This is a genomic window from Streptomyces sp. NPDC002386, from assembly GCF_053593175.1.
This window is the reverse complement of record NZ_JBSFBX010000015.1, coordinates 163158-176529: the sequence shown is the minus strand read 5'-3', so window position 1 is coordinate 176529 and position 13372 is coordinate 163158. Positions and strand designations below refer to the sequence as shown.

The 13372-nt window shown below is 73.8% G+C and carries 11 protein-coding genes; 8 read left to right on the top strand and 3 right to left on the bottom strand.

Features of this window, described 5'->3' with window-relative positions; all coding sequences use genetic code 11:
• The first annotated feature begins 82 nt into the window (after positions 1-82).
• Positions 83-664 (top strand): GNAT family N-acetyltransferase, encoded by a 582-nt coding sequence (locus ACWCPN_RS27900; protein ID WP_451211351.1) that lies wholly within the window; start codon positions 83-85, stop codon positions 662-664.
• Here the strand turns inward: ACWCPN_RS27900 and ACWCPN_RS27895 are convergent.
• The 3 genes from ACWCPN_RS27895 to ACWCPN_RS27885 form a co-directional block, all read right to left on the bottom strand.
• Complete coding sequence (locus ACWCPN_RS27895; RefSeq protein WP_451211348.1) at positions 633-2411, bottom strand: phosphatidylglycerol lysyltransferase domain-containing protein; 1779 nt, start codon at positions 2409-2411, stop codon at positions 633-635. The two genes, ACWCPN_RS27900 and ACWCPN_RS27895, sit on opposite strands and share 32 nt — an antisense overlap.
• Positions 2412-2509: 98 nt before the next feature.
• Complete coding sequence (locus ACWCPN_RS27890) at positions 2510-2791, bottom strand: hypothetical protein (RefSeq protein ID WP_199211498.1); 282 nt, start codon at positions 2789-2791, stop codon at positions 2510-2512.
• A 474-nt stretch (positions 2792-3265) separates the two neighbouring features.
• A complete protein-coding gene (locus ACWCPN_RS27885; protein ID WP_451211345.1) occupies positions 3266-3766 on the bottom strand; it encodes a hypothetical protein in 501 nt (166 codons plus the stop codon).
• Positions 3767-3981: 215 nt separating this feature from the next.
• Here ACWCPN_RS27885 and ACWCPN_RS27880 point away from each other — a divergent pair, with 215 nt between their 5' ends.
• The 7 genes from ACWCPN_RS27880 (at position 3982) to ACWCPN_RS27850 (ending at position 13369) form a co-directional block, all read left to right on the top strand.
• On the top strand, positions 3982-5412 hold the full coding sequence (locus ACWCPN_RS27880) for a chloride channel protein (protein WP_451211342.1): 1431 nt from the start codon (positions 3982-3984) through the stop codon (positions 5410-5412).
• Positions 5409-6374, top strand: a complete 966-nt coding sequence (locus ACWCPN_RS27875; protein WP_451211339.1) for a cyclase family protein — start codon at positions 5409-5411, stop codon at positions 6372-6374. Before ACWCPN_RS27880 ends, ACWCPN_RS27875 begins: the two co-directional genes overlap by 4 nt.
• Before the next feature lie 112 nt (positions 6375-6486).
• A complete protein-coding gene (locus ACWCPN_RS27870; protein ID WP_392291886.1) occupies positions 6487-8067 on the top strand; it encodes a GMC oxidoreductase in 1581 nt (526 codons plus the stop codon).
• Positions 8068-8231: 164 nt separating this feature from the next.
• Positions 8232-9071 carry an SDR family oxidoreductase gene (locus tag ACWCPN_RS27865; protein WP_451211335.1) on the top strand — a complete coding sequence of 280 codons (840 nt, stop codon included), beginning with the start codon at positions 8232-8234 and terminating at the stop codon, positions 9069-9071.
• A 36-nt stretch (positions 9072-9107) separates the two neighbouring features.
• Positions 9108-10529, top strand: coding sequence for a cytochrome ubiquinol oxidase subunit I (locus tag ACWCPN_RS27860; RefSeq protein ID WP_451211333.1), 1422 nt, complete (start codon positions 9108-9110; stop codon positions 10527-10529).
• A gap of 11 nt (positions 10530-10540) precedes the next feature.
• The gene (locus ACWCPN_RS27855) at positions 10541-11566 is read left to right on the top strand and encodes a cytochrome d ubiquinol oxidase subunit II (RefSeq protein WP_451211439.1); all 1026 of its coding nucleotides are present in this window, start codon (positions 10541-10543) and stop codon (positions 11564-11566) included.
• 36 nt (positions 11567-11602) lie between these two features.
• Positions 11603-13369 (top strand): cation:proton antiporter, encoded by a 1767-nt coding sequence (locus tag ACWCPN_RS27850; protein ID WP_451211330.1) that lies wholly within the window; start codon positions 11603-11605, stop codon positions 13367-13369.
• The last annotated feature ends 3 nt before the right edge of the window (positions 13370-13372 follow it).

The following is a 13372-nucleotide window of genomic DNA, read 5'->3' as shown; positions in this document are numbered from 1 at the left end:
ACCGTGCCGCGGACGGCGGGGGTGCGGTGAGCCCGGCGGCCGCCCGGATCGCCGCCGCCGGGCGTGCGATACGTTGCCCGTCATGCCTGGACTCGGATCCGTCGCCTGGCCACCCGTCCCGATCAGCACCGAGCGCCTCGTGCTCCGCGAGCCCGAGGCCCGGGACCGTGCGGCGTTCGTCGAACTGCTCACCTCGCCGGAGGTGCACACCTACCTCGGTGGCCCCCGGCCCCGGGACGAGTGCGAGCGCGCGCTGCCCGAGACGCCCGAGAGGCGTACCGGCCTCTTCGTGATCGAGCTCGGCGGAGCGATGATCGGCATGATCGAGCTCAAGCCGCACGGTACGAGTGGTTCGGGGCACGCCCGCAGGGATGTCGGGGAGACCGAGATCGGCTACCTGTTCCTGCCGCGGGCGTGGGGGCGCGGCTACGCCGCCGAGGCGTGCGCGGCGGCGCTCGGCTGGTTCGCCGCCGCGCTGCCCGGCGAGCCGGTGGTGCTGTGCACCCAGACCGCCAACGACCGCTCGATGCGCCTCGCGGCGAAGCTGGGCTTCACCGAGGTGAAGCGGTTCGAGGCGTGGGACGCCGAGCAGTGGATGGGCGTGTGGTCCCCGGGCGGCGGGCCCGGCGGCGCTACGACCGGCCCCTCAGCACCGGCAGCGTGAGGAAGCCCTCCGCGCGGGCGCTGGCCAGGCCGATGCGGGGGATGTCGCTGCTCTTGGCGAACAGCAGGAAGCGGGGTTCCCACAGCGGGCGGTACTTGGCGTTGGCGCGGTAGAGGGACTCGATCTGCCACCAGCGGGAGAAGAAGGTGAGGACCGAGCGCCACAGGCGCAGCACCGGCCCGGCGCCGAGGCGGGAGCCGCGTTCGAAGACCGAGCGGAACATCGCGAAGTTCAGGGACACCCGTTTGACGCCCGACTCCTCCGCGCGCAGCAGGAGTTCCACCACCATGAACTCCATCAGACCGTTCTCGCAGGCGCGGTCCCGGCGCATCAGGTCCAGCGACAGGCCGTGCTCGCCCCAGGGGACGAAGCTGAGCAGGGCCCGGGGGACGCCGTCCGCGTCCCGGCACTCCAGCATCACGCAGCGGCCGTCGCCGGGGTCGCCGAGGCGGCCCAGGGCCATCGAGAAGCCGCGCTCGGTGGCACCGTCGCGCCAGTGGTCGGCGCGGTCCACGAGGAGGGCCATCTCGTCGTCGGGGATGTCCGCGTGGCGGCGGATGCGGACGGTGTAACCGGCCCGGCGGACCCGCTTGTGGGCCTGGCGGACCGCCCGCATGGCGCGGCCCTCCAGGCTGAAGTCGGCCAGTTCGACGATCGCCTCGTCACCCAGTTCGAGGGCGTCCATGCCGTGCCGGGAGTAGACGGTGCCCGCGTCCTCGCTCGCGCCCATGACGGCCGGGGTCCAGGCGTGCCGGCGGGCCTCGGCGAGCCAGGCGTCGATGGCGCCGGGCCACGCCTCGGGATCGCCGATGGGATCGCCCGAGGCCAGGCTGACCCCGCCGACGACGCGGTAGGTGACGGCCGCCTTGCCGCTCGGCGAGAAGATGGCGGCCTTGTCCCGGCGCAGCGCGAAGTAGCCGAGGGAGTCGCGTTCGCCGTGCCGGTCGAGCAGCGCGCGCAGCCGCCGCTCGTCCTCCGTGCCGAGCAGGCACGCGCCGCGCGGGGCGCGGAAGCAGGCGTAGAGGACGAGGAGGAAGGTCACGGCCATCAGGACGTTCACGGTCATGTCCGCCCAGCGGGGGGCGTCCACGGTGTCCACGCGGTCGGCGAGCGGTCCGACGCTGATGCCGCGCAGCAGGGTGTAGGAGATCTCGTCCCCGAGGGTGGCGCCGGGGAGCCGGTTCGTCTCGCGCACCAGCAGCGTGCCCAGGGTGGCGCCGACCAGGACGCCGCCGGTGCCCACGGCCAGGGCGAGGCGCGGGTTGGAGCGGTCTCCGATGGCGTCGAACTCGCGCCGGCCGAGCAGCAGGGCGGCGACGAACAGGCCGGTGAGCGCGGCGGAGAGCCAGTTGAAGACGTGCTCGCGGTAGGGGGCGCGGGTGAGGGCGACGACGTAGAGGGCGAAGAGCGGGCCGGCGAGGAGGAGGTTGAAGACCCAGGCGGCTCGTTTGCGCCGGCGCATCACCACGGCGAGGAAGAGCGCGAGGAACGCCGAGACCAGGCCGGCGGTGGCCAGGTACGGCGTGAAGAACGAGCCGACGTTGTGCTCGTGCACCTCCTCGCGGAAGGGCAGGGAGAGCACCGCGAGGATGTTGAGCGCGGCCTGCAGCCGCAGGTACCAGACGGTGGACGCCGCCGCCCGCTTCCTCAGCCGGCCGTCACCGGCCGGCGGAGCGGGGGAACCGGGGCGGGGTGCGTGCGGGGCGGGAGCCGGCGGGGAGACCGGGCTCGGCTGTCGTGCGGGCATGGTGACAGGCACCTTGGGGGAGGGGACGGGGCGACGCCGACCCTACAGCTCGTAGGGTAACGCGCGTGCAAAGGTGCGCACATGCGGTGCACAGGTTCTCATCCGGAGTTGTCCGCGCCGCGCCGGGCGGCCGCCAGCGTCCAGGCGAGGTTGCCCACCGCGGCCCCGGCCGCCACCGCGGCGACGATCACCCCGCCGGTGGCGAGGCCGTCGCTGAACAGGTGCGGACGCCGGTCGAGGCTGTGCAGACCGAAACCGCACAGCTCGTAGACGCCGACGGCGGCGACGACGAGGCTGACGACCAGCACGGTCAGCGTCGGGGCGAGTCCGCGTACGGCGAGCCGCGCGGCCGGGGCCGGCTCCGTGTGTGTGTCCCGCATGGTGTCCCCCGATGAACTGACGTGTGACCGTAGACGCTCGGGCATCCACGATATGGCCGGGACGGGGGCCGGCGTCGCACGAGGCATGTCACCTATGTCTCGTCGGCCCGGGTGGGCGGTCCCGGGCGCGGGCCGCGCGGGTGCGGCCGCCGTAGCGGTGGGAGCACCGGTGCCGGCGGCCGTGCCGGAGCGGGCGGCGGTCGCGGGGCGGAGCCGCGGGCGGTGAGCCGGTCGGCGTCGGGGGCGGTCCGGGATCGCCGGCCGGTACGGCCCCGTCGGCGCCGCGGTGCGCTCCCCGGCGCCCGTCCTCGACAACGCCCTCCTCGTCCTCGACGGCGCCGGAACCGTGACCGCGGCCCGGCCCTCGGCGCCCGCCGGGTGATCGGGCCCCCAGGCGACAGCCGGGCCCACCAGGGCCGGGAGGAGGCCGTCCCCGCGTTCGAACGGGCGGGCCCGGCCCGCGCGGGCCCGACGTCAGTACCGCAGCGCCGCGTTGACCACGGCGCGCACGTCGCCGGTCAGCTTGCGGTTGCTCCGGGCGGTGGCCTCACCGGTGGAGCCGGCCGCCACGTCCTTGAGTGTCACCACGGTCACGTCGCGCAGATTGCCGCTCTGGTCGGTGAAGTTGACCTGGACGGCGAAGGACTTCGCCGAGGACGCCGTGTTCCTGGCGCTCACCTTGACGGTGACCTTGCCGTCGCCGGCGGCGGCCGGGGTGCCGAGCGTGACGTCGTCCTTGGCCTTCACCCCGTTCTTGACGCCGTCGAGCTTCTGCCGGGCCTCCGCCGAGGCCGAGGCCAGCGCGTCGGCCCCCTTCGAGGCGAGCGAGGAGGCGGCGGAGGAGGCCGCGGAGGCCGCCTTGCTGGCGGCGCCCGACGTGTTCCCCGAGCCGCTGTCGGAGCAGCCGGCGGCCGTGACCGCCACGACCCCGGCGAGGACCACGCCCGCCGCTCCCCGTGTCCATCTGCCAGTCATGGTCCGCCTCCAGAGATCCCCGAAACGGGCTTTCCTCCCAGTGAAGAGGCCGTCACCGCGAACTGCATCCCGAACGCGGCGCGAGGTCCGCCGCCCCGGCGTCTCCGGGAGTGCGGGGCCCGCGGGCGGATGCTGCAATGGCTGGAGGGAGGGGGCGCTGCCGGGCACGGGCCCGTGAGCGCGACGTCCCCTGCCGACACGGGAGGCACGGTGTCGTGACGCCGCCGGATCCGTCCACCGCCCCCGCCCCCCGCAGCCAGCCCGAAGAGGCCGACCGGCTGCGTGAGTTGCTGCGCTCCCGGGCCTACCAGAAGGCGCTGCTGCTGTCGGCGGTCATCGGCGTCCCGGTCTCGCTGGCCGCCTTCTTCTTCCTCGTCGGGATCCACGAACTCGAACACCTGCTGTGGGCCGAACTCCCCGCCGGGCTGGGGTGGAACGTCCCGCCGTGGTGGTGGCCCCTGCCGCTGCTGGCGATTGCCGGTCTCGCCGTGGGCCTGGTCGTCACGCGCCTGCCGGGCGCCGGCGGGCACATCCCCGCCGGCGGCCTGCACACCGCGGGGATGGCCCCGGCCGCCCTGCCCGGAGTGATCCTCGCCGCCGCGGCAAGCCTGCCGCTCGGCGCCACGCTCGGCCCCGAGGCCCCGCTGATCGCGCTCGGCGGCTGCCTGGCGCTGTGGTTCAGGAACCTCGCCCGGGCCGCGGACACACCGCAGAGCACGGCGCTCCTCGGCGCGGCCGGCGCCGCCGCCGCCCTGGCCGCGATCTTCGGCAACCCGCTGGTCGCCGCCGTCATCCTGATCGAGGTGGCCGGGGTGGGCGGCCCGCAGCTCTTCGCGGTCATGCTGCCGGCGCTGCTGTCCAGCGGCATCGGGGCGCTGGTGTTCACCGGTTTCGGCCGCTGGACCGGCCTCGCCACCGGCAGCCTCTCGGTGAAGGTGGGTGTCCCCTTCCCCCGGCTCGACGCCGGGGACGTGCTCTGGTCGGTGGTGATGGCCGTCGCCGTGGCCGTCGCCGTCCACCTGACGCTGTCCACCGGTCGGCGGGCCGCGGTCTTCGTCGCCGCGGGCCGGCCGGTCCTCCACACGGCCCTGTGCGCCCTCGGTGCCGGAGTGTGTGCCGCGGTGTACGCGCTGGCCGTGGGCCGGTCCCCGGCCGACGTGGCCTCCTCCGGCCAGGCCGTCCTGGCCGACCTGGCCGCCGACCCGCGGGCCTGGGGCGTCGGCGCCCTGATCGCCGTGCTGCTGTGCAAGGGCCTGGCCTACGCGCTGTGCCTGGGCAGCCTGCGCGGCGGACCCATCTTCCCCTCGCTGTTCCTCGGCGCCGCCCTGGGCGTGCTGCTCGCCCCGCTGCCCGGCTTCGGCGTCGTACCCGGGATGGCGGCGGGCATGGCGGCCGCGTCGGCGGCCGCGCTGCGGCTGCCGGTCAGCAGCGTGGTCCTCGTCGTCCTGGTGCTCGGCAGCGCCGCGATGATCCCCGTGGTGATGCTCGCCGCCGTGGTCGCCTTCGTGACGGTCGAGCTGCTGCCGCCGGGCCGCCCCGTGCCGCCGGTGGGCAGGCCGGCCGGACCGCCGGACGCCCGGCCCGCGGCCACCTGGGACGAGCACGCCGAGCACACCGCCGGGCCGCGGCGGAGGAGTCCGCGATGACGGCGCACGAGCGGCCCGCCCCCGCCGGCCGCGCGGCACCGGGCACCCTGACCGAGGAGGCCTTCCGGGAGCTGTACCGGCGGCTGAGGGACCGGACCGCGCGGGAGGCGGCGCAGGGGCGGGGCGCGCTGGACCGGCTCACCCCGGAGCGGGTCGTGGCGGCCGCCGCCGGAGTGCGGTCCGGACGCACCGTGTCGCTGGCCGCGCCCGTCGAGACCGGGACCGCCGCGGACAGCCCGGAGCCCGCGACCCACCGGATGACCGCGCCGGACCGGCGGGAGCGCGACGCACCCGGGCTGCACTTCGCCCGCGACCGGATCGCCATGAACGTGCACGGAGACGTCGACAGCCACCTCGACGCGCTGTGTCACGTGATCTTCGACGGCGAGCTGTACGGCGGTGTGCCGGCGAGCACCGTGACCCCGGACGGCGCCGGAGCGCTCACCCTCGACCTGGTCCGCGACGGCCTGGTCGGCCGCGGCGTCCTGCTGGACGTCCCGCGCCTGCGCGGCGTGCCGTGGCTCGAACCGGGCGAGCAGGTGACCGCCGAGGACCTCGCGGCGGCCGAGACCGCCCAGGAGGTGCGGGCCGGGCCGGGCGACCTGCTGCTGGTCCGGGTGGGCCACCGGCTGCGCCGGCGCACGCTCGGCGCCTGGGACGTGACCCGGGCCAGGGCGGGCCTGCACCCGCGGGCCATGGAGTTCGCGGCCGAGCGGCAGGTGTCCGTCCTCGGTTCGGACGGCAACAACGACGCGGCGCCCAGCGCGGTGACCGCAGTCCCGTTCCCCGTGCACGTCCTCGCCGTCAACGCCATGGGGCTGCATCTGCTCGACTATCTCGACCTGGAGGAACTGGCCACGGCGTGCGAGGAGACCGGCCGCAGCGACTTCCTGTGCGTGGTCGCCCCGCTCCGGCTCCCCGCGGCGACCGGCTCACCGGTGAACCCGGTCGCCGTGCTGTGACCGGCCGCCCGGCGCGGGTCCGCTCCGGGTGCCGCGGCACCGCGTGGCGCGTACGTTCGAAGGGGGAAGGCCGGCAACGGCCGCGGACCGAAGAGCGAGGACGGTGGTTGCCGTGGACGCCCGGAACTCCTACGACGTCATCGTCATCGGCACGGGTGCCGGCGGCGGCACGCTCGCCCACCGTCTCGCCCCCTCCGGCAAACGCGTGCTCATCCTCGAACGCGGCGACTACCTGCGGCGCGAGCGTGACAACTGGGACTCCACGGCCGTGTTCGTCAAGGCCAAGTACCGGGCCCCGGAGTTCTGGCTCGACCGGCACGGCGACGAGTTCCCGCCCGAGGTCAACTACTACGTCGGCGGCAACACCAAGTTCTACGGCGCCGCCCTGTTCCGGCTGCGCACCGAGGACTTCGGCGAACTGCGCCACCACGACGGCGTCTCGCCCGCCTGGCCCATCGGTTACGACGACCTGGAGCCGTACTACACCCAGGCCGAGCACCTCTACCTGGTGCACGGCCGGCACGGCGAGGACCCCTTCGAGGGGCCGAGCAGCGCCCAGTACGCCTATCCCCCGGTCGAACACGAGCCGCGCATCGAGCAGTTGAGCCACGACCTGGAGAAGCAGGGGCTGCACCCCTTCCATCTGCCGATCGGGGTCAACCTCACCCAGGACGAGTACGGCCGCGCCACGCACGCCAGCGCCTGCATCCGCTGCGACCGCGTCGACGGGTTCCCCTGCCTGGTGCGCGGCAAGTCCGACGCCCAGGTGATCTGCGTGGAGCCGGCGCTCGCCCACCCCAACGTGGAGATGGTGACCAACGCCCGGGTGACCAGGCTGGAGACGGACCCCGCCGGACGCAGCGTCACCACCGTCGTCGCCCGGCTGCCCGGCGACGAGGAGGCCCGGTTCTCGGCCGACATCGTGGTCGTGGCCTGCGGGGCCGTCAACTCCGCGGCCCTGCTGCTCGCCTCGGCGAACGACCGGCACCCGCGCGGGCTGGCCAACAGCTCGGACGTGGTCGGCCGGTACTACATGCGCCACAACAACCTGGCACTGATGGCCGTCTCCAAGGAGCCCAACGACACCCGGTTCCAGAAGACCCTCGCCCTGCACGACTGGTACCTGGGCGCGGACGACTTCGAGTTCCCGATGGGCGGGATCCAGATGCTCGGCAAGTCCGACGCCGAGCAGATCCACGGCCAGGCCCCGCGCTGGGCCGGGGCGGTCTCGCCGGACATGCCCTTCGAGGTGCTGGCCCACCACGCCGTCGACTTCTGGCTGTGCGGCGAGGACCTGCCGCTGCCGGACAACCGGGTCACCCTGGAGGACGACGGCCAGATCCGGCTCACGCTCGACGAGTCCAACAACATCGCCGGCCTGAGGCACCTGCGGCACAAGCTCCAGCACATGCTGGGCCGGCTCGGCATGCACGAGCACAAGCTGCTGTCCCGCAGCATCTACCTGCACAAGGGCATGCCGATCGGGGCCACCGCGCACCAGGCCGGCACCGTGCGCTTCGGCACCGACCCGGCGTCCTCGGCACTGGACCTCCAGTGCAAGGCCCACGACCTGGACAACCTGTACGTGGTCGACACGAGCTTCTTCCCGAGCATCGGCGCGGTCAACCCGTCCCTGACGGCCATGGCCAACGCCCTCCGGGTGGGCGACCACCTGCTGGAGCGGCTGGGCTGACCCCGCTGCCGGGGCGGGCGTCCGACCGGGCGAAGATCCTCAGCCGCGCAGCGCAACGCGGTCCGCCCCGGCATGCCGGTCGCGGGCGCCGGTGCTTGGCTGACGGGGAAACTCCGGGCCCCCGGCCCGGCCGGTCCGGGCACGCAGGCAAGGAGCAGGGCATCGTGAGTTCCACCGAGGGCGCACCGCGGGGCGTGATCCCCGCACATCTGCTGAAGGGCCAGAAGGCGCTGGTCACCGGCGCGAACTCCGGAATCGGCAGGGCGACGGCCGTCGCCATGGGCCGGGCCGGGGCCGACGTCGTGGTGAACTACGTGGCCGGCCGCGACGAGGCCGAGCAGGTGGTCGAGGAGATCACCGCCTTCGGGGTCCGGGCCGCCGCGTACGAGGCGGACGTCTCCAAGGAGGACCAGGTCGTCGCCATGATGGACCGGATGGTCAAGGAGTTCGGCACGGTCGACATCCTGGTCGCCAACGCCGGGCTGCAACGCGACGCCGCCCTCACCGACATGACCCTCGCCCAGTGGCAGAAGGTCCTCGACGTCAACCTCACCGGGCAGTTCCTCTGCGCCCGTGAGGCGACCAGGGAGTTCCTGCGCCGCGGAGTGGTCCCGGAGGTCTCCCGGGCGGCCGGGAAGATCATCTGCATGAGCTCGGTGCACCAGCTCATCCCGTGGTCCGGGCACGTCAACTACGCCTCCTCCAAGGGTGGCGTGCAGATGATGATGGCGACCCTCGCGCAGGAACTCGCCCCGAAGAAGATCCGGGTGAACGCGGTCGCCCCCGGAGCCATCAGGACCCCCATCAACCGCGCCGCCTGGGAGACCCCCGAGGCGGAGCAGGACCTCCTGCGGCTGATCCCCTACGACCGGGTCGGCGACCCCGAGGACATCGCCAACGCCGTGGTGGGCCTCGCCTCCGACCTCATGGACTACGTCGTCGGGACCACGCTGTACGTCGACGGCGGCATGACCCTCTTCCCCGGCTTCGCCACCGGCGGCTGACCGGTCTCACCCGCGTCGGCCCCCGGAAAGGCGCCCATGCACACGGTCCTGTCCCTGGCGGACGTGCCCCCGCAGACCCTCCCGGCCCGCTCGATGATGGCCTTCACCCTGGCCTCGCACATCATCCTGGTGCCGCTGGGCGTCGCACTCCCGCTGATCACGCTCATCATGCACGGCTACGGACTGCGCCGGAACGACGAGACCGCGCTGCTGCTGGCCCGGCGCTGGTCGGCCGTCATGGCGGTCCAGTTCGCCATCGGCGTCGTCACCGGCACCGTGCTGTCCTTCGAGTTCGGGCTGCTCTGGCCCGGAATGCTCGGCCGGTGGGGTGACGTCTTCGGCATCGGGTTCGGCGTGGAGGCCTGGGCCTTCTTCCTGGAGGCCGTGCTCATCGCCATCTACCTGTACGGCTGGCGCCGGCTGCCCACCCGCACCCACTTCCTGCTCGCACTGCCGCTGCCCTTCGCCGCCCTGCTCGGCGCGTTCGGCATCCTGGCCGCGAACTCCTGGATGAACACCCCGCGCGGCTTCACCCTGGACGCCGCGGGCAACCCCGTGGACGTGAACATCTGGAAGGCGATCTTCACGCCCATGTTCGGCCCGCAGTACTGGCACTTCGTCGTCGCGATGTTCGTGACGGCCGGCTACGTCGTGGCCGGCGTCTACGCGACCGGATGGCTCCGCGGCCGCCGGGACCGCTACCACCGCCTCGGCTTCACCGTCCCCTTCACGCTCGCCGCCGTCTTCACCCCGGTGCAGTTCGTACTCGGCGACTCCATCGCCCGGCAGGTCTTCCACAAGCAGCCGGTGAAGTTCGCCGCCATGGAGATCGTCTGGAACACCGACACCCACCAGCCGGAGTACCTCTACGGCAGGCTGCGCCCCGACGGCGGCATCTCCGGCGGCATCCGGATTCCCCAGCTCGACTCGATCCTCGCCGGCTTCCGGCCGGACACCAAGGTCACCGGTCTCACGTCGGTGCCGGCCGACGACCGGCCGACGGCCGTCCAGGCGACCATCGCCCACTTCGCCTTCGACACCATGGTCTTCATCGGCTCGCTGCTGATCCTGCTCGCCCTCTGGTACGCCCTCGTGTGGCTGCGCCGCCGCCGGCTGCCGGCCTCCCCGTGGTTCTACCGGGTCGCCGCGTGCGCGGGCGTGGCCTCCGTGGCCGCGGTCGAATGCGGCTGGATCACCACCGAGGTCGGCCGGCAGCCGTGGATCGTGTACCAGAACATGCGCGTCGCCGAGGCGGTGACGTCGACCCGCGCCGGCAGCCTGTGGCTCATGTTCGGCCTGGTGATCGTCGTGTACGTGTTCGTCTTCGGATCGTTCCTGGTGGTCCTGCTGAAGATGCGCTCGCGCTGGCGGAAGACGGACGCCACCGGCGGGCCGCCGCCGGAGACACCGGAGACCGACACGCCCTACGGGCCGCGTTCCGCCGGGAGGTTCCTGTGATCGCCGGGGTCATGGCCGTCGTCCTGCTGCTCGCCGTGGCGGCCTACGCCTGCGGCGGCGGCACCGACTACGGCGCCGGTTTCTGGGACCTGACGGCGGGCGGAGCCGAGCGCGGCAAGCGCCCGCGCTGGCTGATCGACCACGCGATGGCTCCCGTCTGGGAGGTCAACAACGTCTGGCTGATCTTCGTGCTGGTCATCATGTGGACCGGGTTCCCCGTCTTCTTCCAGCAGGTGTTCGTCACGATGTGGCTGCCGCTGGCGCTGGCCGCCGTGGGGACCGTGCTGCGCGGTGCGGGCTTCGCCCTGCGCAAGCCGGTCCGCAGGCTGGCCGGACGGCGCCTGTACGGGGCCGTGTTCGCCGTCGCCTCGCTGCTGACGCCGTTCTTCCTGGGCGCCGCCGCCGGGGGAGTCGCCTCGGGCCGGGTGACCTCGACGACGACCGCGTCGACGGACGCCTGGGCCAACCCCACCTCGTTGCTGTTCGGGCTGCTCGCCATCGCGGCCACGGCGTCGCTCGGCGCCGTCTTCCTCGCCGCGGACGCCCGCCGCTTCGCCGTGCCGGACCTGGACGGCTACTTCAGGCGGCGGGCACTGGGCGCCCTGGCCGCCCTCGCCGTGCTCGCCGTGATCACCCTGATCGTCACGCACGGCGACGCCCCGCACGTGTGGCACGGGCTCACGCACGGCGTCGGCCTGTTCTTCGTCGTCGTCGCGGCGGTGGGCACCGCGGCCACCGGCCTGCTGCTGACGCGTCCGTCCGGGGCCTGGTCGCGGGTGACGGCGGTCGGCACGGTCGCCTCGGCCATCCTCGCCTGGGGCATGGCGCAGCGCCCCTACCTCGTACCGACCTCGCTGACCGTGGCCGAGGGCGCGGGCGCGCACACCACACTGCGCTGGCTGGGCCTCGTCACGCTCGTGGCCGTCGTGATCGTCGTCCCCGCGGTCGCGCTGCTGTACTGGCTGGACACCCACGGCGAGCTGGAGAGCCTCACCGACGCGGACCTGCGCGGCACCGGCACCGGCGACGAGGGCTGATCCGGTGGCCGGGCCGCGGCCGGGAGCGCGAGCCGGGTGAGCGAGGAAGCCATCCTGCTGGGCCTCGGGCTGACCGTGGCCCTGGCCGTCGGATGCCAGGTCCTCGCGAGCCGGCTGCGCGTCCCGGCCCTGATCCTGCTGCTGCCCGCCGGGTTCACCGCCGGGGCCCTGACCGACGACATCCACCCCGACCTGCTCCTGGGCCCGGCGTTCTCCCCGCTCGTGTCCCTGTCCGTGGCGATCATCCTGTACGACGCCGGGCTGGGCCTCGACCTGCGCCACCTCAAGGGCGCCACCCGCTCCGTCGTCGTCCGGCTGATGGTGCTCGGCGTGGTGCTCACCTGGGGGACCGTCGTCGGCACGGCGCCGGCCCTGTTCGGGGTGCCGGTGGCCGTGGCCAGCATGATCGGGGTCATCCTCGTGGTGTCCGGGCCGACCGTCGTCGGGCCCCTGCTGGAGCACGTCCGGCCGTCCGGCGGGGTGCGCCGCGTCCTGATGTGGGAGGGCTCGCTGATCGACCCCGTCGGCGGCATCCTCGGCGCGGTCGTCTTCCACTCCATCGTCTCCGGCGGACTGCGGAGCGGGCACTTCCGTTTCGGCGAGTTCTTCGCCGGCGTCACCCTCGGCCTCGTGGGCGGGGCGGTCGGCGCCGCACTGCTCTGGTTCGCCCTGCGGCGGCTCCGGCTGGGCGAGACACTGGGCACGCTGGCCCAGCTCGCCACCGTCGTCGCCGTGGCCGCGGGCTGCGACATGGCCTACGACGACACCGGGCTCATCGCCGCGATCGTCACCGGGCTGACCGTCGCGAACCTGCCCGGCCTCGACATGCCCGCCCGCCGGCCGTTCTTCGAGACGCTCGTGCAGCTCATCATCGGCCTGCTGTTCATCTCCATCTCGGCGACCGTGACGCCGAAGTCCGTCGTCCCGGTGCTGCTGCCCACGCTCGCGCTCGTCGCCCTGCTCGTCCTCGTGGTCAGGCCGCTGGTGGCCCTGCTGTCCACCGTCCGGACGGAACTCCTCGCGGGGGAGCGCGCCTTCGTCGGCTGGATGGCACCGCGCGGCATCGTGGCCGCGTCCACCGCCACCACCTTCTCCGCCTCGCTCACCACCGCGGGACTGCGCGGCGCCGGGAAGATCCTCCCCGTCACCTTCCTGGTGATCGTGGGAACCGTCCTGGTCTACGCGCTCACCGCCGGGCCCTTCGCCCGCCGGCTCGGCGTCAGCCGGCCCGCGCGGGCGCGACCGCTGCTGGTGGGCGGCGATCCGTGGGTGGTCGATCTCGCCCGGGCACTGCGCGACGCCGGTGCCGACGTGCTGATGTGGGCGGGCGGCGCGCACGAGCGCGAGCGGATCGAGGCGGCGGGGATCGAACTGGTCGCCGGGGAGCTGATGGCCACGGCCACCGACCCGCGGGCCCGGCTGGAGGGCGTCACCTCGGTCTTCCTGCTCACGGCCGACGACGACTTCAACGCGCTCGCCTCGATCGTCATGGAGGACAGCGTCGAGGGCCCCGTCTTCCGGGTCGGACCGCCGCCCGACAGCGAGGGCGTGGTCGCCCCCTACACGGCCGGACGCACCCTCTTCGGCGGGCGGCTGGTCCGGCACGCCGTCGCCGACCGCCACGAACACGGCGCCCGCTTCCACGTCCAGCCGGTGTCCGCGCCCCGTCCGCCCGGGTACGACGCCCTGTTCGTCGTTCGGCGGGGCGGCGTACTGGAGCCCGTCACCGAGGAAGTCCCGCTCGCCGGGGCGGCACCGGAGGACACCCTCGTGCTCCTCGGCCCCGCGCCGACGCCCGGTTGAACC